At 55.8% G+C, this 21150-nt stretch carries 20 protein-coding genes; 8 read left to right on the plus strand and 12 right to left on the minus strand.

All coding sequences use genetic code 11. The features are described 5' to 3' along the window. Positions 1 to 21: 21 nt before the first annotated feature. Positions 22 to 144, minus strand: a complete 123-nt coding sequence (locus RDV48_21650) for a hypothetical protein (GenBank protein MDQ7825421.1) — start codon at positions 142 to 144, stop codon at positions 22 to 24. Between the two features lie 280 nt (positions 145 to 424). Between RDV48_21650 and RDV48_21655 the strand changes: the two genes are divergently transcribed. Next, positions 425 to 1489 carry a hypothetical protein gene (locus tag RDV48_21655; GenBank protein MDQ7825422.1) on the plus strand — a complete coding sequence of 355 codons (1065 nt, stop codon included), beginning with the start codon at positions 425 to 427 and terminating at the stop codon, positions 1487 to 1489. 142 nt (positions 1490 to 1631) lie between these two features. Here RDV48_21655 and RDV48_21660 read toward each other — a convergent pair whose 3' ends face one another. Continuing rightward, positions 1632 to 1826 carry a hypothetical protein gene (locus RDV48_21660; protein ID MDQ7825423.1) on the minus strand — a complete coding sequence of 65 codons (195 nt, stop codon included), beginning with the start codon at positions 1824 to 1826 and terminating at the stop codon, positions 1632 to 1634. A 24-nt stretch (positions 1827 to 1850) separates the two neighbouring features. On the opposite strand from RDV48_21660, the gene RDV48_21665 reads away from it, so the two are divergent. Beyond that, positions 1851 to 2555: a ubiquinone/menaquinone biosynthesis methyltransferase gene (locus RDV48_21665; GenBank protein MDQ7825424.1), complete on the plus strand. Its 705-nt coding sequence runs from the start codon at positions 1851 to 1853 to the stop codon at positions 2553 to 2555. A gap of 41 nt (positions 2556 to 2596) precedes the next feature. On the opposite strand, the gene RDV48_21670 is transcribed toward RDV48_21665, so the two are convergent. From RDV48_21670 to RDV48_21705, 8 genes are all read right to left on the minus strand, one after another. After that, positions 2597 to 4360: a metallopeptidase TldD-related protein gene (locus RDV48_21670; protein ID MDQ7825425.1), complete on the minus strand. Its 1764-nt coding sequence runs from the start codon at positions 4358 to 4360 to the stop codon at positions 2597 to 2599. Beyond that, the gene (locus RDV48_21675; GenBank protein MDQ7825426.1) at positions 4357 to 5967 is read right to left on the minus strand and encodes a TldD/PmbA family protein; all 1611 of its coding nucleotides are present in this window, start codon (positions 5965 to 5967) and stop codon (positions 4357 to 4359) included. Before RDV48_21675 ends, RDV48_21670 begins: the two co-directional genes overlap by 4 nt. 223 nt (positions 5968 to 6190) lie before the next feature. Next, the gene (locus RDV48_21680) at positions 6191 to 7282 is read right to left on the minus strand and encodes a YARHG domain-containing protein (GenBank protein MDQ7825427.1); all 1092 of its coding nucleotides are present in this window, start codon (positions 7280 to 7282) and stop codon (positions 6191 to 6193) included. A gap of 78 nt (positions 7283 to 7360) precedes the next feature. Beyond that, positions 7361 to 8122, minus strand: coding sequence for a PilZ domain-containing protein (locus RDV48_21685; GenBank protein MDQ7825428.1), 762 nt, complete (start codon positions 8120 to 8122; stop codon positions 7361 to 7363). 43 nt (positions 8123 to 8165) lie between these two features. Next, positions 8166 to 8612 carry a hypothetical protein gene (locus tag RDV48_21690; protein ID MDQ7825429.1) on the minus strand — a complete coding sequence of 149 codons (447 nt, stop codon included), beginning with the start codon at positions 8610 to 8612 and terminating at the stop codon, positions 8166 to 8168. Next, on the minus strand, positions 8581 to 8766 hold the full coding sequence (locus tag RDV48_21695) for a hypothetical protein (GenBank protein MDQ7825430.1): 186 nt from the start codon (positions 8764 to 8766) through the stop codon (positions 8581 to 8583). Before RDV48_21695 ends, RDV48_21690 begins: the two co-directional genes overlap by 32 nt. A 105-nt stretch (positions 8767 to 8871) precedes the next feature. After that, complete coding sequence (locus RDV48_21700; protein ID MDQ7825431.1) at positions 8872 to 9372, minus strand: hypothetical protein; 501 nt, start codon at positions 9370 to 9372, stop codon at positions 8872 to 8874. 56 nt (positions 9373 to 9428) lie between these two features. After that, complete coding sequence (locus RDV48_21705; GenBank protein ID MDQ7825432.1) at positions 9429 to 9728, minus strand: hypothetical protein; 300 nt, start codon at positions 9726 to 9728, stop codon at positions 9429 to 9431. Between the two features lie 184 nt (positions 9729 to 9912). Between RDV48_21705 and RDV48_21710 the strand changes: the two genes are divergently transcribed. The 3 genes from RDV48_21710 to RDV48_21720 all read left to right on the plus strand — a co-directional run bounded on the left by RDV48_21710 (position 9913) and on the right by RDV48_21720 (position 12951). Further along, entirely contained in the window at positions 9913 to 10509 is a 597-nt protein-coding gene (locus RDV48_21710) for a hypothetical protein (GenBank protein MDQ7825433.1), read from the plus strand. Between the two features lie 147 nt (positions 10510 to 10656). Then, positions 10657 to 12258 (plus strand): IPT/TIG domain-containing protein, encoded by a 1602-nt coding sequence (locus RDV48_21715; GenBank protein ID MDQ7825434.1) that lies wholly within the window; start codon positions 10657 to 10659, stop codon positions 12256 to 12258. Positions 12259 to 12579: 321 nt separating this feature from the next. Then, positions 12580 to 12951, plus strand: coding sequence for an ankyrin repeat domain-containing protein (locus RDV48_21720; protein MDQ7825435.1), 372 nt, complete (start codon positions 12580 to 12582; stop codon positions 12949 to 12951). A gap of 68 nt (positions 12952 to 13019) precedes the next feature. Here RDV48_21720 and RDV48_21725 read toward each other — a convergent pair whose 3' ends face one another. After that, positions 13020 to 13202: a hypothetical protein gene (locus RDV48_21725; protein MDQ7825436.1), complete on the minus strand. Its 183-nt coding sequence runs from the start codon at positions 13200 to 13202 to the stop codon at positions 13020 to 13022. Between the two features lie 137 nt (positions 13203 to 13339). Between RDV48_21725 and RDV48_21730 the strand changes: the two genes are divergently transcribed. The 3 genes from RDV48_21730 to RDV48_21740 are packed head-to-tail and all read left to right on the plus strand — an operon-like array spanning position 13340 to position 18552. Beyond that, complete coding sequence (locus RDV48_21730; protein ID MDQ7825437.1) at positions 13340 to 14308, plus strand: WYL domain-containing protein; 969 nt, start codon at positions 13340 to 13342, stop codon at positions 14306 to 14308. 30 nt (positions 14309 to 14338) lie between these two features. Further along, a complete protein-coding gene (locus RDV48_21735) occupies positions 14339 to 15493 on the plus strand; it encodes an exonuclease SbcCD subunit D (GenBank protein ID MDQ7825438.1) in 1155 nt (384 codons plus the stop codon). After that, positions 15490 to 18552, plus strand: coding sequence for an SMC family ATPase (locus RDV48_21740; protein ID MDQ7825439.1), 3063 nt, complete (start codon positions 15490 to 15492; stop codon positions 18550 to 18552). The genes RDV48_21735 and RDV48_21740 overlap by 4 nt, the downstream gene beginning before the upstream one ends. 53 nt (positions 18553 to 18605) lie before the next feature. Here RDV48_21740 and RDV48_21745 read toward each other — a convergent pair whose 3' ends face one another. Next, positions 18606 to 21047 (minus strand): glycoside hydrolase family 31 protein, encoded by a 2442-nt coding sequence (locus RDV48_21745; protein MDQ7825440.1) that lies wholly within the window; start codon positions 21045 to 21047, stop codon positions 18606 to 18608. Positions 21048 to 21150: the final 103 nt, after the last annotated feature.

Genomic DNA, 21150 nt, shown 5'->3' on the forward strand with positions numbered 1-21150 from the left:
CCTGGCCTCACTCTGCAAGGCTTACAGCTTCTCTATTTCCTCTTCGCCGAGGCCCGTGTATTCGGTAATGGTTTTCGCGTCGAGGCCTTTTTCCTTCATCTTCAGGCCTATTTCCCTAAGGCTGTCTGCCCGGCCCTTCTCCATGCCCTTCTCCAGGGCCCTTTTCTCTGCCTGGAATAACTGCGACGCAAGGTCACGGCGGCCCTTCTCGCTTTTCTTCCTATCAGGCTTCCCCTTCAAGAAAAGTATAAAGGAGTCGCATTGACAGGATATGACGAAAATGTTATCAGAACCGGCAGAATTGTAAAAAGAGTGTGAACTCACCGTGACCCTTCCATTGACCGCAGTGACTATCTCTGCTACAATTGACCCTGAAGAAAGCACTGGATTTTCTTGAGTTCCCGAAGGAAAGGCGGTCCATTCTATGCTCCTGGAAAAGCGGATCCTGGTAATTCTTGCCCTGGGGGCCCTCCTGGCAGTTTCAGCGCCTGCTCCTGCAAAACAGGTTATCATCGAGGGGAAAGGCTCTCAGCAGAGAGGCACACCCACAAGCGGGGCAAAGCTCTCCGCTTCGCCCTTCACTCTCCCCTCGACGGGGACGCTCATCAATTTCTCCGGAACGGCTGAAAGCTTCTGGATAACCAATGCCGGGGGGAAGACCGTTTTCACCTCAGCGCCCGGGAAAAATCCCGTGGGCTTCACTCTGGCGGCCGGCGCCTATTATGTCTATCCCAACCTTGGGGCGGGTATGAATTATGCCGACGTCATCGTGCAGTTCCAATGTGAAACAGGAGGGCCCGTTCCCTCGCCTTCACCGACTTCCCCGCTAGGGAAGACGACCGTTCTTTTCGATGACTTCGAGCGAGGAACCCTGGACAGCTCCCTGTGGGAATTGAGAAGCGCCACGGGGAAAGGCAGCTCTTTCGGGAGCGGGAGCGGGGTGTCAGTTCACATCCACAGGAGCGGCCAGGACGGGAGCGTTTTATCCCAGCTCGACGGCCAGCGGGAGAGCATCCTTGTGATTACACAGGAAGCGGCTGACAGGGGTGGGGCAGTGGTGACAAAGCCGATAACGCCTGTTCCGGGAAAGCTCCTGAAGATCACAAAACGCACCATGGTCCACTATGGAGGGAATCATTTCACAGGGATCACCGCCATACTGTCGGAGGACCTCTCGAGGGTTTTCGGGCAGGTGACCTATGCACACTACGAGGCGATGAACTGCTTCTATGCAGGGTTCCTGAAATCACCGGCCACGCTTCCCTCCATCTGGAATACATGGTTCAGCGAGTATCTCATCTTTGACCCGACGACAGGGGATATTACCTTGCAGGTGAACGGCGCATCGGCCACTCTCAAGGGAGGCGGCAAGCAGGGCGGGGTTCCTGTAAAAGGACCATTCAGGGTAGGCATGCATGCCTATGGCTGGGGAACAGGGCACAGCCACTCAATCGACAGCATCCGGATTGAATGGATCAATAAAATATGATCTCATGAACCGTGTGATGACCACGGGTATTGACGATGAATGGCCACTGGCTTCACGGTTCAATTCTTACAGTTTCTCTATTTCCTCTTCGCCAATGCCCGTGTATTCGGCAATGGTTTTCGCGTCATGGCTTTTTTACGGACTAGAGGGAGAGCAGTATGCGGAGGCGATCTTCAACTGCGTTGAGGGTTCCCTCCGGCACCAGCACGACAGACTCTGCCGGCCCATGATTGAACTGATCAACGGATATGATAAGGCCCGGTCTCACTCCCGCCTGCTCCCGGCCATTTGCAGGGACTGAAGCCTTCATATCGAAGGAAACGGCAACGGCACTCACCGAAAGGTTATTCCTGGAGAAATAATGCTGAAGACGCTCTTCGAAGCCATAAGACCTGCAGACTATGATCTCATGAACCGCGTGATGACCCTGGGCCTTGATGAGGGCTGGCGATGCAAAGCGGCGAGGAGCCTCCTCGCTCGCGAACCCCGGCAGGTGCTCGATCTCTGCTGCGGCACCGGTGATCTGGCCTGCGCCCTGGCAAGGGAATCCCTCAGAAATAAATCTGCATGCACCATCACCGGGCTTGATTTCTGCGGCCCCTTCCTGGACCATGGCAGAAAGAAATCAAGGTGTGAGGGGCTTGCCGTTTCCTGGGTGAAGGGTGACTCGGCCTTTCTCCCCTTCCAGGACAGCTCTTTCGACGGCATAGGCATCACCTTTGCCTTCAGGAACCTTACGCATCATAATCCACAGAGTGCCGCGTTCCTTGCCGAGATGCTGAGAGTGCTCAGGAAAGAGGGGAGCCTCGTCTTCTTTGAGACTGCCCAGCCTCCTCACCCTGCAGTAAAATGGCTTTTCCGCACATATCTCAGGCGGGTTATTCCACTCCTCGGAGGCATCATCACGCGAAACAGGAAGGCATATTCCTACCTTGCAGGCTCCACATCTGAGTTCATGGACTCACGCCAGGTCACTGAGCTGCTCAGGGATGCAGGGTTCAATGAAATAAAGGCAGAGCCATTCTTCTTCGGCGCGGTCTGCCTCTATTCATGCCGAAAGCCCTGAAACCTTAAATCCTTTATCCCGGAGAAGCTCTCCCCGGGATCCTAGTGAGAAGGCCCCGCTGCCGGGTGGGGCACCAGAGGAGGCCTGGCATATTTCCCGGAAGGCCTGTTAAGATCGACCTCTGAAAAAAGCAGTGACGGGGTGATGACGGTTGCAAAAGTACCGCCGGCGGGATCGGTCCTGTCGGGAAAGATGTAGTCAACGGGTGCCTTGTACCTGCTGATAGGGTAATTGTAAACCACAGGATCATTGCCAAGGGCAAGGATGTCCTTGAAAAGCCTCACGCTCATCCTTCCAAACTCCGCCCCCCTGATGAGCTCTTCCTTTCCGTCTGGATACACCCTGTACACCAGGACAGGAGAGGCAAGCTCAAACTCCGAGGGAAGGGCTCCTGACTGGCTCCCCTTGTCACCGGTTGAAAGATTGGGAGGCAGGATGGATTTGACCAGGTAGCCATATTTCAGGTTATCCTCCTTGAGCTGTGCCATCAGCCTTTTTTTCAGGTCACCGGCCGGGACTGCCTTGTCAGACGAGACGCTCACCACCGCAGGCGCCGCCGAGATCCCCCTGAAATGGCCGTTGGAGCCGCTAAAGCCCTCGACGGGTGAGCGGGACATCAGGAGATTCTTCATTATACCCTTCTCCACAAGCACCATGTTCTTCGCCTTTATACCCTCTTCATCCACGAGATAGGAGCCGAGGAGGGGGATGCCCTTCCAGGCATTTTTTGTCACTTCATCGACAATGGTAGCCGATCCGCCTATCACGCGGGCGCCCACTTTGGACTGCAGGGGATTCTCCCTGCCTGCCGCTTCGCCTTCATCGGAGTCGGCGGATTCGGAGACTCTCTTGGCCGCGAGGGCTTTGATGAAACCCCTCGCCATCATCTCCGCCGCTGCCTGCCCCTCGAAGAGTACGGGGCCGCTGAAATTTTCCGCCAGCGGAGCCGTTCTCAGGGCCATCAGGTCCCTGAGCATAGCCGCCACGTCTTCCTTTATCCTTTCCCTGCCGGGGAGACCGGAAAGATCAGCCGCCTTGTACTGCACGAAGTTCTTCAGCGGCATCCCGTCATCGGCCCGGGTCTCGGCACATATGGTGAGCCAGCAGGATTTCCTGGGCTCCACGCTCTCGGCTCCGTCACTGTTGACATAATAGACGTTTTCGCGCCGCTCCCCGAAATACACCGATGATTTCCTGAGCTTTCCGTTTCCCGTGAGCTGCTGCGCAACGGTCCTGACCAGTTCCCGGCCCTGTTCCCTGTCGGTGATGGCAAGGTCCATGGGTGCCTTCACCTCTGTGAAAGCTTCTCCTTTCGTGAAGTCCGGAACCGTTTTCGCATGGATCATGTTCCTGAGCCAGGCCCTTTTCTTTGTGAGCTGCTCAAGGGCTGCCTTGTACAGCCTGTCGGTCTCCATCCAGAGCTGCCTTCTGAGCACACCGTAATTGTCGTCGATGACGACCTCGCTCTGTGGATTCGTGCGCCCGTATGACATCCCGGCATCAAAATGGGTGTTATCGACCTGGCAGTCCCCCACCCTCAGATCGGTCTTCAGCATTCGCCATCGCATCCCGTCATCTTCAGTGATCGCCCCTGAGTCGGCCGCGACGGAGAGAAGGCTCCAATCCTTCACCAGGTAGGAGAGGAAATAGGGGCTGGCCTCCTTGTCGAGCTGCAGTTGTTCCATGGACCTTCTGAGCTCGTCACGCATGGCTTTCAGCAGTACCTGCTCCTCCCCGTGGCAGGGCCGGGAGAAGAGGGAGAGGCAGAGGAGAAGAAGAGCGCTCCATATCGCTATCCTTTTCATCTTGAGGACCCCCTTTCCTCAATCTGTGAAGGTGGCGGCGGAAGGATGGGGAGCTTGTCCTGGGACTTCCCTTTCTTCTGCACCTCGATCTGCCTGACAAGCAGGGAAGGCGAGACAGCCGAGACCGGCACGTCGCCGCTCTCGGCGCCGCACATGCCGTTGAAGACCTCGGGCGTGTCGCCGGTGGCGATAATCTTGTCAAAGGTGGTGAGAGGAGTCCCGATGAAGTTGACGCCCCGCACCAGCTCGTCGGGCCGCCCGTCCACGAAGATTTTGTACACCACGAGGGGATTCACGGTGAAGGCGTTGGGGAGCGACCTTGTCGTCAGCGTGAAGCCGCCCTGGATCTCCTTGAAATAGAGGCCGAAGGGCTTGCCCTGCTTTTTGAGCTCGCTGATGAGCATTTCTTTCAGCTCTTTCTCAGGGTAGTGCTTACGGGAAGTCACGATGAGATTTGACTGGCGCGACACGGGAACCTGCCCCGGCTGGCAGCGGGCGTGGCCGTTCGACCGCGGGAAGCCCTCTATGGGGGAGCGGGTCATCAGGAAATCCCGGAGCACCCCGTCCTTGACGGCCACCACCTTCTCCGCTTTCGTGCCCTGGTCATCATACTCATAGAAGCCCGAGAGCTTCAGTGCTCCAAGCTCCTTTACGGTGGGATCGAAAATGACCGAGATAAACTCGGGGAGAATTTTTTCGTGGACCTTCTTCTTGAAGGTCTGGCTCTCAGACTCGCTTTTCTGGCGGTGCCCCTCGAGGCGGTGGCCCAGGATCTCGTGGAAAAAGACGCCGCTCGATTTTCCCGAGAGGATTGCCGGGCCTTCATAGGCTTCCACAAGCGGCGCCATCCTGAGAAGACCCAGGGTCTTCACCATCGCGGTGATGTGGGCCTCGATCTGCTTTTCACCGGGAAAATCGGACTCCCGGAAGCCGAAATAGCTCAGCATCAGGGGCAGCTCCATGCCGTCGTCGGCTTTCGCCGTGGCGGATATGAAGAGGCGCATGTAATTGACGGTGGTCTCCACCCTGGAGCCTTCCGTGTTGACGAAATACTTGGTGCGGACCTCGCTCGAGAAGGAGGCGTCGCCCTTGAGGACATAGGGCAGCTTCCTGAAGGGCTCCGAATAGGCGCGGACCTTCTGCGCCCAGGCATCAAGGTCCACTTTTACCCCAGCAGGCTCCGCGACGGAGACAGAGGGACTCTGGAGGGTAAAATCGCTGGATTCATCTTCCTCCTTGACTTTGAGTGCCTTGTCGGTCTTCACCTTCGCCAGGTTCTCAACGGCTTCCCTGTAGGCATCATCGGTTTCCTGCCAGAGCAGCTCCTTCAGGCCCTGGGGATTCTCGTCGAGGGGGGCCTTGTTCGGCTCATGGAGGCCTATCATCCTTCTTCCCCCCCGAATCTCATGGGTATTGTCCACTTTCGGCGAGCCCACCCTCACGTCAATGGTCAGGTAGGCCCGCGATGTCTCGAGTTTCTTCGCAAGGGCGCCGAAGGAGGCATAGGCGGACTGCCTCTTTATCGAGTCAATGGTATAGCTCATATAGTAGGGAGGCGTTTCCTGGCGGCCCAGGGCCTGGAAATTCCTCTTAAGTTCGCCTTCCATCACAGCAAGCTTTGCTGAGCCAGCCTCGGTGCCCGATATCGCCTGTGATCGCATGAACAGTACCAAGAGGATAACTATTGGGAGAAAGCGTGAACAGGTCTTCAGCATCGGCACCTCCATGGAAAGGTTATGGGTCTTCGGGACTTCGGGAGCTCTCCCTTACCCTATACTAACATAACGGTGAATGGTGTGCAAACTCACCGCGAGAAGGATAAATCTGATATTACCACGTAAGGCCCTTCTTTTTCTGGTACTCCAGGATGTAGGCGGCATTCTTCTTTTCCACGTCAGTGAGAAGGGCTTCACGGTAATTTTCGTCAGGCACGTACCAGTCCATGGAGTCGAAATACTTTTTGAGCTCCTGGTCCTTGAAAGGGCGGCCGTGGCGGGCATAGATCTCGTTCCTGATGAGGGTGAGCTCCCTGGCTGTCTTCCCCTTCAGGTCAAACTCCGTGAGGAGCCTTCTTGACGAGTCGGGGATCATCCCCGCAATCGGCGCCCTCGGCATGAAAGAGGGATTGAGCCATGCAGACGGTGCCGCGAGGGGCATGGGTGCATAACCGCTGTATACCGCGATGAAGAGCTCCTTCGAGGGTGCAAAATTCTTCAGGTCAAGGCGGAGCTTTCCCTCTTCATCCTTAAAGCCTACCATATTAATGCCGTATATGTCGGAATTCCTCAGGGGAGCGACAGGGATCACCGTGAGGGTAAACTCACCGATGGTGCCGCCCTTCCAGTTCCTTGCCGTCGTGAGGATATATTCCAGGAAGCTCACCGCCCTGAAAGTGCTGGTGCTTGAAAGGCTGCTTCCCATGTAAGCCCGGTAGCGGTGCCACACGGTGCGCTCCTGGCCTTCTCCGAATGAAAGCTTCCAGGTTTTCCAGGACGTGCTTTTAAAAGACGAGTCTTTCCCTTGCAGAATATTGGGTCCTTTTTTCCGGGTGACTGCCACGGCCCTGCCGTCGGCTTTGCATTGAAAGTCCTTGACATCGAGGGCATAGTCGCCTGAATCCCTGTTTACGAGATCTTCCTCTGAAAAGTAAGGGAAGCCCATGGTCACATCGCTTTGAGTGCCCTCGTTCTTCATGGTGTAAGTCACTTCCACCGTGGCATCCCCTTCGCTGAGCTCCACGACGAGAACCTCTTTCAGGAGCCTCACCGCGCGGTTCTCAAGCGGATAGGCGCTGCCTCCCGTGAACCCGATGGTGGTGTCGTTAGAAAATGACGGCCCTGTGCCGTGGAATAGTGCCATCTGCAGAAAGCAGAAGACCATCACGGTCAGTGCGAAGAGGGAGCTTTTTGCTTCTCTTTTCATGGCATTCCTCCTGGAATTATTCACGTCGATTATACCATAAACAGGAAAGCAGTAAAGGCTTCCACTGCAGGGGGCTCCTCAGCTGACCGTGAGGAACAGGTCAGTAAGGTATTTTTGAAGAAGCTCTTCCTGAGCCTCGTTGAGATCATCGAGGGAGACGCCGGCAAACCATTTCTTGAGGGAGCGGGCATGGCGGGTGTGGATGATCGTTGCCCTGCACGTGAGGGGAGGGATCTTTTTATAAGGGCCTATTAAAAGCCTTATGTTCTGCCTGGCCTCGATGTTCCTGTCCGCTTCAATCAGCACACCCTCAAGACTGATATCAACGACTTTGCCCTGGTAGTCCTTCTCGCCGCCCAGAAGCCTCCAGGTGACTGGAATATCTGCAGTCATCCTGATGGTTTTCCTCCTGTAGCGCCCTCCCTCCTTGCGCAGGTCATACTTCTGAAGCAGCAGGCCCAGCCAGGATTTGGCGATTTTCTGCTCCAGGTCATTATACTGAAGCCCCGCGATGCAGCTCTCATCGGACTTCCTGCACCATGATACTGTCATGTAGATGTCATTGACCTCATAACGGGATTTCTCAAAATGCGGGGAGTCTCCTCTTGCGGAGACAAGCAGGTTGCTTCCAGGCGTGAGCTTGCCCCCTGAATGGACCAGCATTCCATAGAGGCTTATGTCCTTGATCACAAGAGGAATGGTGCTCTGCTGCTGATAGGTGAATATCCCGGGTATATCACATGGCTTTCGCGGGTAATTCCGCCTCTCCCGCAGCAGGTGCTCCAGGCGCTTCCCCCAGATCCTGTTGAAAAGGCTTCTCATCTCATCGATGATCTTCATTATCCCGGCCTCGATTCAGCGGGCAGTCATGGACCCTTTGATTTCACCGGCCGCCAGGAGTGATTTCGTCCGGTTTCAGGCCCAGGGCCTCGATATCCGCCAGATCCCTATGGCGCGAAAGGGCCTTTTTATTGATCACAAGCTGGGTTTTTCCGATGAAAAATACCGGCACACCGCCATAGGCTCCATTGGCCCGGTGAAGCCAGGCATCGTTCCAGGAAACTCCGGTGAGGGAAGTGAGAATATCTATGCGAACTGGAGGGAGACCAAGCTGCACCACCCGCTCCGGCTCAATGAAATCATCGGCGGTGAGCCCAAGCGAGCCGAATCCGAAACACTCGAGGGCGCGGAGGATTCTTCCCGCATTTTCCCTGTCCGGCCTCACATAAAGGTCAAGGTCTCCCGTGAAGCGCGGAGCGCCATGAAAAGCCAGGGCATATCCACCCACTATGAGATAGTCAACTTTTTCGCTGTTGAATAACTCGAGCAACTCTCTGAAGTCCTGCGGTATCTCCACTGTACTGCCTTCTCAAAAGCTCCACAGCCTCGAGCCTCTCCTCGGAAGTGCGGCTTTCCCAGTAAGCAAGGCTGCTGTCGCTGTCCGGCTCTGTGAGCTTTTTCCTTTTCACGGTTTTCTCAATCATACCAGGTCCTGTCATGATATTCCACAATTCTGGGAAATTGATATTTCATTGAAAGTATAGCACATCAGGGGGGTATACTCAAGAGCATGCATGGCACGGAGGCAGTTAAAATATCACAGGGACCTGGCTGCGGATTTCCTCAATTACTTCACTGGCTGTCCGGATAAGATCAGCTCCCTGCTCTCCCCATGCCTCGGCCAGGCTGCAATGGGAGATATCGCCCGTGCACAGGGCTTCCTCAAGCTCACTGTAAGCGGCAAGATAGTGCTCATAGCCGGACCGGACATCCTCAATCAAGGCAAGATGAATCCTTTTGACGCTCTCGGGAATCCCGCCACAGTCACAGGCCCGGGTTGCAGCTTCTTCCACAAGGCTGCGGTAGTGAAGGGCCTCATGACCAACCGCGCAGCAAATCTCCTCTGGCAGAAGGCTGAATCCATCGCCTCCTTTTGCTCCGGGAGACCCCTCTGCATCAGCGCAGGTAAAAAGTGAAATTATCCGGGATGAAAGGGAGCGAAGCCTCTCAAGAGGCTCCTGGGCAGGGATGCTCTCCCTGCTGGCCATATCCTGCATTAATTTTTCAAAGGTTCTGAGCTTGTAGAGCATCTTTCCGCCTCCCCCGTATTGAGGCCCCCTTCCGCAGGGGGCCTCATTGTCACTGCCTAGTTGTGCTTGTCGGCATATATAAGGCCGCTTACCTTGTCAAGCTGGTGATTGAGGAGCATGCGCTCCTTTGGTCCCACCTTGCCGTCATTGGCTTTAAAATCCTGAAGCATTGCCTCGTACCTGTTCTCGCCGGCCCTTACCTTCTGGAGCTCCTCTTCGCTGAGGGAGCCTTCGCTGATTCCATCCTGGACGCGGGCGTTCTGGTTCTCCATTCTCTGCTCGAGGCCGGGCGCGTTCACCCTGCCATAGCCCCCCGAGGGGATCAGACCGTTGTCTACTCTGCCTACGTGATACATTGCTCGTTCCTCCTTTTCCTTTTCCTTTTTCTACAGGGTTAGACCCTCTCAGATCGCTGCTGTTTCCTCATTTTCGTTAATATTATGTAACAGTATTGTTATCATATTGTTAACGGGTATATTGAGAAGGTCTTTCACCGGCTTTCTTGAATACCTGACATAATTTTGCCGCAGGCGGTGGACCATGAGCTTTTTTTCCCTTCTACTGGGGTTTCTGCCCTGGATTGTTTTTTTGATTATCGCCGGCCACCACAGCCTGGCGCAGCTGAAAATTGCCATCCTGGTCTCCTTTGTGCTCAATATCATCGGGGGTATCACAAAATATCAGCGTGGAGTCATAATGTGGGCGGGCCTCGCTTTTTTTGCCTTTGACACCGTGGCAGTGGTGATATTTGAGAACATGTGGGTTGTCAGCCACATGGCCGTCCTTGCGAGCGGCACCCTTTTTGTCGCTGCTTTTGTCACCATGCTGGCCGGACACCCCTTTGTGTTTGCCTATGCGCGGGATGGCGTCGATAAAAAATACTGGAACTCGCCCCGCTTCCTGCGGACCTGTTATCTCATCACCTCGGTATGGTGCGCCGTTTTCCTCCTCAACACCCTGACTAACTTTTTCAGAATCTACCACAGGGAGATTCCATCCTGGATTTACGAGGCGGCAGAAAACACTTTTCTTGTATCAGGCGCGCTTTTTACCACTCTTTATGTGAAGCATGTGAAGAAGAAGAGCGCTGCCATGCATAAGGAGGATGAGACTCCCCCGGAAGCCTCTCATTCCTGAAGTGCATGCGCCATTGATAAATCGTAATACAATGAGGCGCTCATCCATTTCGCAGACAGGAGAGCCACAGGGTATTCCGTTTCATTCTGAGAGGAATCTCCCCCCCAATCAAGAAGAATTTCATGAAATAATTTTATGGAGGTGGGCATGAAATTTTCTCAACGGTGCTTTCTTTTTCTTGTGTTCTCCGCATTCCTTTCACTTGTCGTTCTTTCAGGATGCGGCGGCAGCGGAGGAGACAGCGGGGGGGGAGGATGGTATGGAGGGGGCACCTCGGCTGCGACAGCTCCGCAAGTGACCTCGGTGACCTTCCCCAACAATATCGTCACCTCAGGCTCACCATGCACTATTTCAGGCACCGGCTTCGGATCGAGCAGGGATGGAGGGAGCAGCTATGTGAGCTTCTACGACACACAATCCAGCACAGCTCCGCTCTATGGATCAAGTTACCCTGCCTGGAGCGATACGTCGATCATCTGCTATGCTCCCGGTTTTACGACCGGCCGTACCTACACGGTCGTAGTCAATGTGGTCTCTAACGGCGTCACTGTGAGCTCATCAACAAGCCCGGAGAGCTCAAACCAGGTGACAACCTCCACTGTCACCCCGCCTTCAATCACTTCAATATCCCCATCCACGGTGAATACAGGCAGCAACATAACCATCACGGGATCTAATTTCGGAGAATGGCAGACCAGCAATTACGTGGTAGCAGGCACTGTCCCCGTGACGGTGATCAGCTGGGTTTCAAATTCAATCGTATGCACCATCCCTTCCACCACTTCATCAGGCACCGTGCAGGTTTACGTGCACACTGACGCCGGCGGCAACAGCAGCACGTTCCCTGTCACCGTCTCAGGCTCCTCATCGGCCCTTCCAGGAAAGTATCTCCTTACCTTTCATGTGCGCGATATATCCGGCGGGGTAAACACCTCTGACAATACAAAGTGCATGGTGCAATTTGCTTACTCCGATGACAGTATCACATGGACACCGGTGCCCAATTTCACTCCTTTCAAGGGAAGTGCCCCTGATCTTCTCAAACGGGGCAATACCGTTTATTTCTATACTCCCGACCCTGATATTGTGACACGGTACAATGCCTCGACAGGCACAATGACCAGCGGCGTTCCAGTGGTGATAAAACAGTCTGACGGCACGAATGATGACTACGGCGACATATCCCCCTACCTCGATCCCTCGACCAACAAGATTGTGATCTTCTACAAGTCCACCAAGGGATATTCAGGCGACCCGCAGTACGGCACCCTTCCGGTATGCTCTGCCACAGAAGTGGAGGGAAGCGACGGCACCCAGTTCACAAAAGACGACGGGAACAGGATAGCCCCCCTCAAGCATGCGGACGCAAGCATTTTCTTCGACGGCACCCAGTATATCCTGTACGTGGGATATAATCCCCAGAGCGTGGGAGAAAAGCCCAAAACATACGTCTATACCTGCTCAACCCTGAGAGGAACCTATAATCCCATTTCCACCCTTCCCGGCGGGCTCCTCACCGAGTCAGGAAGCGTTCCCTGCGGCTACTATGATCCGGTTACGGCGAAATACTGGACCTATATCACCCTGCTCAGCCCCACCTCGGCGGCGGTAATCAAGAGAGCTTCCCACAGCGACTTCTCAAGGCAGCTCACAGACTCCGATTTCACCACGGTGGTCTCCAACACCCTGTATCCTGGCCTTAAGACCACCGATTCCACCGAGAGCCCGGGATTCAAGCCGAACAACTGATCAGGCTCATCACCATGGAAAGGTGAAGAAAGAGGGCCCTCACGGACCCTCTTATTCTTTTTGACGCAGATGTCCGTAATTTCCCTGTAAAGCGAAGTTCACCGGATGAGCACCGCCTTAACCCCGCCATGGTAACATTCCCTGCGAAATTATGGCTTTTCAGCTTTTTATGGTATAATACAAAAAGGTATAGCTTGGATTTGTATTCCTTTGTCCCAAAAGACTTCCCCCGGATAATACACTTCCAAGGGCTCCTGATGCCTGAAAAATGTTCGGAGGTGAAACGTGGGAAGCTTATTCAACCGGGTACCCTTTGAGGCAGTGCACGAAGCGGTCAGGAAAAACCAGCTCGCAAAGGTGAGGGAATTTTGCCTCAAAAACAAAGACCTTGTCAATGTGAGAGATAAATTCAACAATGCGCCGATTCATCTGGCAGTACAGGGAGGCCAGATGGAAATGCTGAAATTTCTGCTGTCAAAAGGCGCTGACATCAATGCACAAAACAGCAACGGATATACTGCCCTCCACATTGCAGTGGAGAAAGTCTATCAGGACATTGTGAGATTTCTCCTGTCACAGTCTGCCGATACCAGCATAAAGAACAGTGAGAACTGCACACCGCTCGAGCTGGCAGTAAAGCTTAACTACAGCACCATGGCTGATTATCTCCGCTCTCAGAATTCTCAGCACTGAGTGCACTGTTACAGGCGGAAATAAGCCCTGGAAGCTGAGAGCGCGGCCAGGCCTGGGCCATAAGATATTCAGGCTTTCAGCGGCTCCTTCTTGTCAACGGCCCTGCACTTCATGCAGCTTCCCGCCCTGAAGCCCTGCTTTGTGCAGGTTCCGGGCACTATGTGGTCACAGCCCACGTTTCCGCATCTCTTGCAGTGGTAAAGAGCGCCTGTGCAGCTCTGTGAGTTTTTCTTGGCAGGGAATTGAGTCATTTTCGCACCTTCCTTACAAGCTTTCCTTATTACCATTATAAGGGGACATAGTTGCAAAATCTGCGAATATCACGTAGTATAATAAAAATGCCCCGAGGCAGATAAAGGCGCAGGATTCACAGGGAGAGGACCATTCCATGAAGGAGAACGAGCACACCAAGGCCCAGATTTTCCTGAAGATGTTCATGCTGATCGCGTCAAATCCCCTTCTTTCCCCGCAGGAGGTGCAGAAAAGCCTGGCAATCGGCAAGGACCGCTACCACCGCTATTTCAATGAATTGAGCTCCATTGTGCCTGTCACATACTCGAGGGACGAGAAGCGTTACCGCTTCGAGTCTGAGAAGGAGAGCACCCAGCTGGTGGTCAATGAGAAGGAGTTCTATACCTTCCTGTCCATGCTCCACGGGGTGAGCAAAAGCCGCGGCAGCGACTGCGCCGAGGCCCTCGACACCCTCAAGAAGCTCCGGTGGACCGATCCCAGCGTGGAGCACATGAAAAACTACTGCGTCTTTCTTGATGAGAGCGACATGTGCGAGGACCTGCCCCTCAACCTTTTCCAGCTCAACAAGGCTATTCTCGCGAGAAGGAGAATTGCCTTCGCCTACCAGGCCGAAAAAAAGTTCGTGCCGCGCATCAGGGCCGAGCCTCTCCGGCTCCTGCATGACAGCTGGTGGTATCTGCTGGGCAACCCCGTGGACAACGGCTACGAAAGAGGATTCCGCTTCTATAAGATCTCACGGATGAGAGAGATAGAGATCCTGGAAGAGCAGTTTGTCATGCCCGACCCCTCGAGGATCAAGGTAAAGCGCATGAGTATCCCCTGGGATTTCACTCCCTCGGGAGAGAGCGAGCCTGAAGAGGTGGTGGTAGAGTTCAGCGGCTCTGCCACAAGGTACATCAGGGAGATCCATTACCACCACACGCAGAAGGTAAGCGATCTTCCAGGCGGGAGGCTCCGCTTCAGCGTTGAGGTCATGGCGCCGCAGCTGATGGTCAACTGGATCCTCTCCTTCGGCGGGCTTGCAGTGGTGATAGAGCCCGGGAGCCTCCGGGAGGCCGTGGCCGGGGAAGCCCGCAGGATTTACGGGCTCTATGGAAAAGAATGACAGGAAAGCAAAGTCCTGGAGGCACACCTGATGAAACTCATCCATACGGCTGACTGGCACCTGGGGCGCATATTTCATGGAGTCCATCTCACGAAAGATCAGGAATACCTGCTCGAGGGCCTCATTGCCCTGGTGAGGGAAGAAAAGCCCGACGCGGTAATCATATCAGGGGACGTGTACGACAGGGCAGTACCCCCGCCTGATGCGGTGAACCTCCTCGATCACGTGCTCTCGGAGCTTGTTCTCTCCCTGGGGAGCACCGTCCTCGTCATCCCCGGCAACCATGACAGCCCCGAAAGGCTCGCCTTCGCCTCGCGCCTCCTGGCCGGAAGAAACCTTCATGTCTGCAGGCTGCCAGGCCCCTCCTTGGAGCCTGTGATTCTCGAGGATTCCCATGGGCCAGTGGATTTTCATCTTCTCCCCTACTCTGAGCCTCCAGCGGTAAAGGAGCAGCTCCAGGACGAAACCATCCACGATCATGACAGTGCCATGGCAGCCGCAACGTCGAGAATTAAGAAGGCGATGAGGCCCGGGGGGCGCTCGGTCCTCGTGGCCCATGCCTTTGTCAGCGGCGGTCTCACAAGTGAATCGGAGCGGCCCCTCTTCATAGGGGCTGCCGGTGCCGTGAGCTCATCACATTTTGAGGGCTTCAGCTACGTGGCTCTCGGCCACCTTCATCGCTGCCAGCACACCGGTCCCGGGCCTGTCCATTACCCGGGCTCTCTTTACAAGTATTCGTTTTCAGAAGCCTCCCACGCAAAATCGGTGAACGTCGTCGAGCTTGACGGGAAAGGCGCTGTCACCGTGAGGCCTGCTCCTCTCAGGCCCCGGCATGATGTCAGGGTGGTGAGGGGGTACCTGAAAGATCTTCTGAAAGGCCCTGCTTCGGGGGAAGACCGCGAAGATTATCTCATGGTGCTTCTGGAGGATAGAGAGCCGATCCTTGATGTCAAGCGGAAACTCCAGGAGGTTTACCCTCACGTGCTCCCTGTCGAGCGGGTCTCCCTGGACATTGAAGGAGAAAGAACAGGGAGCTCGAGAGAAAACCTCTCACTTACCGCGGAGCAGCTCTTCGGCTCCTTCTTCCTTGAAGTGACCGGTGAAGACCTCACCGGTGACCATGTCCGCTTATTCTGCGAGGCGGTAAAGAACGTGGACCGCCTTGAAAGGGAGGGAGCCCGGTGAGACCGTTAAAGCTGATCATAAGGGCTTTCGGGCCTTACGCAAAAGAGCAGGGCCTGGATTTCAGGGAGCTCAGGAACAACGGGCTCTTCCTGATCCACGGCCCCACGGGGGCAGGAAAGACCTCGATAATTGACGCCATGTGCTTTGCCCTTTATGGCGAGGCCTCAGGCAAAGAGAGGGACTGCCGTCATTTGAGGAGCCACCACGCAGATGCCCACACCCCCTCGGAAGTGGTCTTTGATTTCTCCCTGGGCAGCAGGTCTTACAGGGTGGCAAGAACGCTGGAGTTCGAGCGCCCGAAGAAACGTGCCGGCGGCACCACCAGAGAGATTGCGAAGGCATGCCTCTGGGACCGCACAGAATCATGCGGCGATGCGGAAGATGGCCATGTCCTTGCAAGCCAGCCCACCAGGGTGACCGAAAAGGTGGAAGAACTCCTGGGATTCAAAAGCGACCAGTTCCGCTCTGTGGTAGTCCTCCCCCAGGGGCAGTTCCGGCGCCTCCTGCTTGCAGCCTCCAAGGAGAGAGAACAGATTCTTGAGACGCTTTTCAGCACGGGGTATTACCGCCTCATCGAGGAGGAGCTGAAAGAGCGCTCCAAAACAATCGAGAGCGAGCTCAAGGAGCTTATGAAGGAGCGGGATTATGCCCTTAAACATGCTGCAGTGGATAGAGAGGAAGGGGCTGAAAAGAAACTCGAGGAGCTTGCCCTTGAGACAAACCGGCTCCGGGCGGCTCTTGACATTTTAAAGGCCGCCGAGGAAGCCTCACAAAAAAGGCTCCAGGAAGGGCGCGAGAACAACAGGAAAATCGATGAGCTCGCCGCGGCGGGAGAAGCTCACGGGAAGCTCCTGGCACAAAAGGTAGCCATGGCCGTGAAAAGCGTGGAGCTTGACCGTGCGACGAGAGCCCTGTCTCTTGAAGGCCTTGAGAAGAACCTGAAAGACAGGGAGAGAGAGCACGAAGATTCGCTGCAGCAGAAACAGAGAGCCGGACAGGCGCTTGAAGCGGCGCACAGAGCCCTGGTGGCGGCACAGGAGGCGCTCAGGAAAGAGGAGCTCACCAGGGGCCGGCGCGATGCGCTGCAGGTCGCCATGGCAGAGCTCGAAAAGAAGAGAGCCCAGGTGGAGGAGATAGATGAGGAGAGAGGGCGCCTTGAGGGGATAATAAAACTGATCGGCGCCATGGAATCCGATCACCGCCTGGCCGCCCTGGTGCTGCAGAATACGAGGAAAGAGCTTGACTCCCTTCATGGCGAGCTTCTGATGGCACAGAAAGAGGCCACCTCAGTTCCCCTCCTCAAAGAGAGCCGGGACGGTGCACGGAAAGAATACGCTCTCGCCCTGGAGCTGAAAGACCTCCTTCCCCAGATTGAAAAGGCAGCGAAGGACCATAAAGCCCTCGAGGCGGGGCTCGCAGGCATTGAACAGGAGCTGGAAGCGTCGAAAAAAGAGCGGGATCGCCTGGAGAGAGACTGGCTCAAGGGGCAGGCTGCACACCTTGCGGAAAAACTCGCCAGCGGGGAGCCCTGCCCGGTCTGCGGCTCGAGGGAGCACCCCTCTCCCGCGAGGACGGCTGAAAAGATACCTGGGGAAGATAAGCTCCGGCAGGCCAGAGGGAAGGTTGAGGCCCTGGAATCAAAGTGCAGAGATGCTGTGCTGAAGCTGAGCTCTTCAGCACAGCGCCTTGGTATCATGAACGCCCAGAAGGAGGAAAAGGAAAAAAGCCTTGGAGGCTCCCATGACGGCATCGTGAGAGCCAGCAAAGAAAAGCTCGATGCCTCGGAAAACAATCTCCAGAGAGGAGAGAAGGCGGCCTCGCTGGTCAGCGCCCTCCAGGGGAGACAGAAGAGCCTCGTTGATACCCTCAGAAGCAGTGAAGAGCGCTCCGCAGGCCTCAGTGGCGAGCTTCAGGAGCTCACCCGCAGCAGGGGCGCAAGCGAGGGAATCCTCAAGGGACTTGAAAAGGATGTGCCGGAGTGCCTCAGGAGCATAGAAGCGCTGGAGTCTGCCCTCAGGGAGAAAAATGCCGAGCTTCTCCGCCTTGAGCAGGCTTTTGAGACGGCAAGAAAGGCTCATGAAGTCGCCTCTGCCGACAGGGCACGGCGCGAGGAATCACTGAGGAAATCTGCGGAGAAGGCCGCCGAGGCTGCAGGCATACTGGTGAAGGCCGGCGGCGAATTCGAAGGGAATCTGAAAAAGGCCGGCTTCTCTGATGCCGGCGAGTACCGGCAGTCCAGGAAAACCAGGGAAGCCATGGAGCTCCTGGACAGGGAGATCAAGAAATATGACAGAGAGCTTCATGCCGCAGAGGAAAGCCACCAGAAGGCGAAAGAGGCGGCGGAAGGCCTCAGGAAATGCGATCTTTCCGCGCTCGGTGATGACCTTGCGGGGACCAAGAAGGAGCTGGGAGAGGCGAACCAGAGATGGGGGGAGCTGGGCGGCAAAAAGGAGCAGCTTCAGATCTGCCTTGAAAAGCTCGCGCGAAACAAAAGGCAAAGGGAGGCAAAGGAGGAGGAGTACAAAGTGGCGGGGCGGCTCGCCGAGGTGGCAGGCGGGGAAAATCCCAAAAAAATGACTTTTCAGCGCTATGTTCTCGCATTTCTCCTTGACGACATCCTGGTGGCCGCCACCAGGCGCCTCAGCCTCATGAGCCTCGGGAGATACAGCCTCCGGCGCGAGACAGAAAAAGGCGATCTGCGCAGGTCAGGGGGGCTCGACCTGATGGCATACGATGATTACACGGGAACGGAGAGGGCAGTGGCCACATTGTCGGGAGGCGAGAGCTTCCTTGCCTCACTTGCCCTCGCCCTGGGCCTTGCTGATGTGGTGCAGGCTTATTCCGGGGGGATAAGGCTCGACACGATCATGGTCGATGAAGGCTTCGGGAGCCTTGATCCCGAAGCCCTGGAACTCTCATTCAAAGCCCTCGAAGGCCTCCAGCAGGGGGGGCGCCTCGTGGGCATCATCTCCCACGTGCCGGAGCTCCGGGAGTGGATCACCGCAAGGCTGGAAGTCACTGCGGGAAAGAAAGGCAGCACCGCCAGGTTCGTCGTGTAGGGGGAGTTCTGCTGAAAACCTCGAGAGAAGTTACCGCATGTGGCCTCTGCCGCCTATTTCACCTGTATCGCAAGTGAAGCCGCCCCGACACGTGATGTGGCGATGCGAACGGTAAGAGCTGCACCTTCCGTATCATAGAAATACCCTTCCTTTGCCGCCTTGAGGCCCTGGGGAGAATCGGCCGGCGAAAGGACGGCAGCGCCGCAGGATACTGAACGGGGCTTTTTCATGCCGCAAAGGGTAAAGGCATAGAAGGCAACAGGGCTCTTGTAAGCTGAGACAGGCCGCGAGATAGTGAGGGTTCCCTTTCCGTTTATTTTGATGGCCGTAGTGCTGAAGATGCCATCCTTATAGCGGCGGGTCACCCCGTCATCCTCATAGAGCTCCCATGATGACTCCCCGCCGGGGAACACTTTGAACTCAAGCTCCCTGGAGACCTTCTCGCCGGTAAACTGCATCGGCTCTCCCAGCGGCACCACGGCGCCCTCGCGCAGATACAGGGGAACCCTGTGCAGGGGCGCATCGGAGGTAATCCACTGCTTTCCCTCGCATATGGTTCCTTTCCACCAATCAAGCCATTTCCCCGCCGGGAGATAGAGCTTTTTGGCCGTCTCATGCTCTGAGAGCACAGGCGCCACGAGGAATGAATCTCCTACCATGAACTGCTCCTGGGCCTCGGGCTTGTAGCATTCATCGTCATGCTGGAAATTCAGGAACATGGGCCTCATGAGAGGGATACCGGTCTTTGAGGCCCTGGAGAACTCGCTGTAAAGGAAAGGAAGAAGCCTGTAGCGCAGTGTGATGATGTCGCGGGTGAGATCCCGCGCCGTCTCGCCAAGGGCCCATGGCTCCTTGTCCGGCATCCCGGTGCAGGAATGGCCCCTGAAGAAGGGGGTGAAGGCGCCAAGCTGCATCCACCTGATATAGAGGCTGGGCGAGGGGCACCCGTCAAAGCCGCCCACGTCACTCCCCACAAAGGGCAGTCCCGAGATGCCCATCGAGAGCGGCATGAAGCAGGCAAGCTTCAGGTGATCCTCGCTGGCCACGTTGTCGCCTGTCCACATGGCGGCGTAGCGCTGCGTACCGGAAAATCCTGCCCTGGTGAGAATGAAGGGGCGCTTGTCAGAGTACTTGTTGAGCGCATCGAATGTGGCGTGGGCCATCTCAAGGCCATAGACATTGTGAGCTTTCCTGTGGTCGGCGCCATGGCCATTGTCGTCAAACCTCACGATGTCGATGAAGTTGCCTCCCCAGAGGGCCGGCTCGTTCATATCATTCCAGAATCCTGCGATGCCCTGGGCCATCAGGGCCGAAAGCTTCTCACCCCACCAGGCCCTTGTCTCCTTCTTGGTGAAATCAGGGAAATATGCCCACGAGGGCCAGACCTGGCCCTGAAAGGGCACGCCGTCGGGGTACTTTGCAAAGAGATCACGGGCGAGACCCTCCTGCGCGGCGAAATAATTGCTGTCGGCCTTCACGCCGGGATCTATGATGGTGACGATCTTGAAGCCGTCGCGGCCCAGGTCGGCAATCATTCCTGCCGGGTCGGGGAAGCGCGTCTTATCCCAGGTGAAGACGCGGTAACCATCCATGTAGTCTATGTCCAGGTAGATCACGTCGCAGGGGATCTTATGCTTCCTGAAGCTCCTGGCCACTTCGCGGACCTTCTCCTCGGGGAAGTAGCTCCAGCGGCTCTGCTGGTAACCCAGGGCCCAGAGGGGGGGAAGCTCCATCCTGCCGGTGAGCTCCGTGTATGACGAGATGACTTTCTTCATCGAAGGCCCCCAGATGAAGTAATAGTCCAGGTCGCCCTTCTCGGCGCCGAACCAGTAAAGACGGTTGTTGCTCGCTCCCATGTTGAAATAGGACTTATAGGTGTTGTCCATGAAGATGCCGTACGCCTGGTGATCTCTTTCAGCGATGAAGAAAGGGATCGAGGAATAGAGAGGGTCCTGCTTCTTCGTGTACGAGGGGAAATCAGAGTTCCACATGGTGTACTGGGAGCCCCGGCGGTCCAGGGTTCCTGTCTTTTCGCCAAGGCCGAAAAAGCGCTCGTCGGGGAAAAGACGCTTGAAGCAGCGCACCTCGCCTCCATCGAAGGCCATGCCGAAGCTTTTCTCATCTTCGCAGAGCAGCGTTCCCCCGGCAGTATGGATGGCGACCCTGCATGGTTTTTTTGTGATCCTCACCGTAAGGGTGCCGGTTGCAAGCTCATAATACTCCGGTTTCTCGGAGAGCGAGAACTGCACGGGAGCGGCCTTGTTTTCCCGCACGGCATAAGAGGGCGCCTCCGAGAATTTCCCGCCTGCATTGAAGCGGAACCTTATTATGTCAGGCTTTATGACATGGACCTGGAAAGCGGCGTTGGAAAGCTTGAAGTCCGCGTATGTATCGTGCTTTGTGCAAGAGGCTGCATCGCCGGCGAAAGTAAAGTCGGCCCATGACGGGACGGTGAGCGTAATGAGCAGCGCCGCAAGGGCAAAGATGGTTCTCATGGAAATGTCCTCCCTGTGAAGTGAAATCAGACACTCCATGACTGATTGTTTTTCCCTGCCCCCTTTTCCTTCCGGGCGGTGGGATTGCATCGGCCGCGCTGTT

Source organism: Candidatus Eremiobacterota bacterium (assembly GCA_031082125.1).
In the GTDB taxonomy this organism is placed as follows: domain Bacteria; phylum Vulcanimicrobiota; class CADAWZ01; order CADAWZ01; family Ess09-12; genus Ess09-12.

Excerpts from the sequence above, each read along its gene's own strand:
- RDV48_21650 (MDQ7825421.1), bottom strand. The coding sequence starts at position 144 with ATGGAGAAGGGCCGGGCAGACAGCCTTAGGGAAATAGGCCTGAAGATG.
- RDV48_21655 (MDQ7825422.1), top strand. The coding sequence starts at position 425 with ATGCTCCTGGAAAAGCGGATCCTGGTAATTCTTGCCCTGGGGGCCCTC.
- RDV48_21665 (MDQ7825424.1), top strand. The coding sequence starts at position 1,851 with ATGCTGAAGACGCTCTTCGAAGCCATAAGACCTGCAGACTATGATCTC.
- RDV48_21670 (MDQ7825425.1), bottom strand. The coding sequence starts at position 4,360 with ATGAAAAGGATAGCGATATGGAGCGCTCTTCTTCTCCTCTGCCTCTCC.
- RDV48_21675 (MDQ7825426.1), bottom strand. The coding sequence starts at position 5,967 with ATGGAAGGCGAACTTAAGAGGAATTTCCAGGCCCTGGGCCGCCAGGAA.
- RDV48_21680 (MDQ7825427.1), bottom strand. The coding sequence starts at position 7,282 with ATGAAAAGAGAAGCAAAAAGCTCCCTCTTCGCACTGACCGTGATGGTC.
- RDV48_21685 (MDQ7825428.1), bottom strand. The coding sequence starts at position 8,122 with ATGAAGATCATCGATGAGATGAGAAGCCTTTTCAACAGGATCTGGGGG.
- RDV48_21695 (MDQ7825430.1), bottom strand. The coding sequence starts at position 8,766 with ATGATTGAGAAAACCGTGAAAAGGAAAAAGCTCACAGAGCCGGACAGC.
- RDV48_21700 (MDQ7825431.1), bottom strand. The coding sequence starts at position 9,372 with ATGCTCTACAAGCTCAGAACCTTTGAAAAATTAATGCAGGATATGGCC.
- RDV48_21705 (MDQ7825432.1), bottom strand. The coding sequence starts at position 9,728 with ATGTATCACGTAGGCAGAGTAGACAACGGTCTGATCCCCTCGGGGGGC.
- RDV48_21710 (MDQ7825433.1), top strand. The coding sequence starts at position 9,913 with ATGAGCTTTTTTTCCCTTCTACTGGGGTTTCTGCCCTGGATTGTTTTT.
- RDV48_21715 (MDQ7825434.1), top strand. The coding sequence starts at position 10,657 with ATGAAATTTTCTCAACGGTGCTTTCTTTTTCTTGTGTTCTCCGCATTC.
- RDV48_21725 (MDQ7825436.1), bottom strand. The coding sequence starts at position 13,202 with ATGACTCAATTCCCTGCCAAGAAAAACTCACAGAGCTGCACAGGCGCT.
- RDV48_21730 (MDQ7825437.1), top strand. The coding sequence starts at position 13,340 with ATGAAGGAGAACGAGCACACCAAGGCCCAGATTTTCCTGAAGATGTTC.
- RDV48_21735 (MDQ7825438.1), top strand. The coding sequence starts at position 14,339 with ATGAAACTCATCCATACGGCTGACTGGCACCTGGGGCGCATATTTCAT.
- RDV48_21745 (MDQ7825440.1), bottom strand. The coding sequence starts at position 21,047 with ATGAGAACCATCTTTGCCCTTGCGGCGCTGCTCATTACGCTCACCGTC.